The organism is Neoroseomonas oryzicola (genome assembly GCF_012163135.1).
GTDB lineage: Bacteria > Pseudomonadota > Alphaproteobacteria > Acetobacterales > Acetobacteraceae > Neoroseomonas > Neoroseomonas oryzicola.
This window is the reverse complement of sequence record NZ_JAAVUP010000044.1, coordinates 1-657: the sequence shown is the minus strand read 5'-3', so window position 1 is coordinate 657 and position 657 is coordinate 1. Positions and strand designations below refer to the sequence as shown.

Annotated in this window: 1 protein-coding gene; it reads left to right on the top strand. The window is 72.0% G+C overall.

All coding sequences use genetic code 11. The features are described from left to right. On the top strand, positions 1 to 594 hold a 594-nt coding region (locus tag GWK15_RS25585; RefSeq protein WP_168044444.1), incomplete at its 5' end, for an OmpA family protein. Positions 595 to 657 lie beyond the last annotated feature (63 nt).

Below are 657 nucleotides of genomic sequence, written 5' to 3'. Positions count from 1 at the left end.
CAGGCGATCCTCGGCATGGCCTTCCCGATCGAGTCGGTCCCGGGCCTGGCCCTGACCGGTGAGTATCGCTTCATGGGCACCGCTGCCGTGGACGTCGACGGCCGCGCCAACGGCTGCGTCGGCAGCACGGCGGTCAACGGCTGCGAGCGTCTGGCGGCTTCCTTCGGGACCGAGCAGTACAACCACTCGCTGCTGTTCGGCGTGCGCTACAACTTCGGCCGCACGGCGGCCCCGGCCCCGGTGGCCGCGGCGGCTCCGGCCCCGGCGCGCACCTTCATGGTGTTCTTCGACTGGAACCGCGCCGACCTGACCGCCCGCGCGCGTCAGATCATCGCGGAAGCGGCGCAGGCCCGCACCCGCCAGCAGGTGACGCGCATCGAAGTGACGGGTCACACCGACACCTCGGGCTCGGCGCAGTACAACATGGGCCTGTCGGTGCGCCGCGCGAATGCGGTCGCCGCCGAGCTCGTGCGCCTGGGCGTGCCGCGCGGCGAGATCACCGCCCGCGGCGTCGGCGAGAGCCAGCTCCTCGTTCCGACCCCGGACAACACCCGCGAGCCGCAGAACCGCCGCGTGGAGATCGTCCTCCGCTAAGCGGTCGCGACAGCGACTTCGCCTTCACGGGAAGGGGCGCCGAAAGGCGCCCCTTTCTGCGTT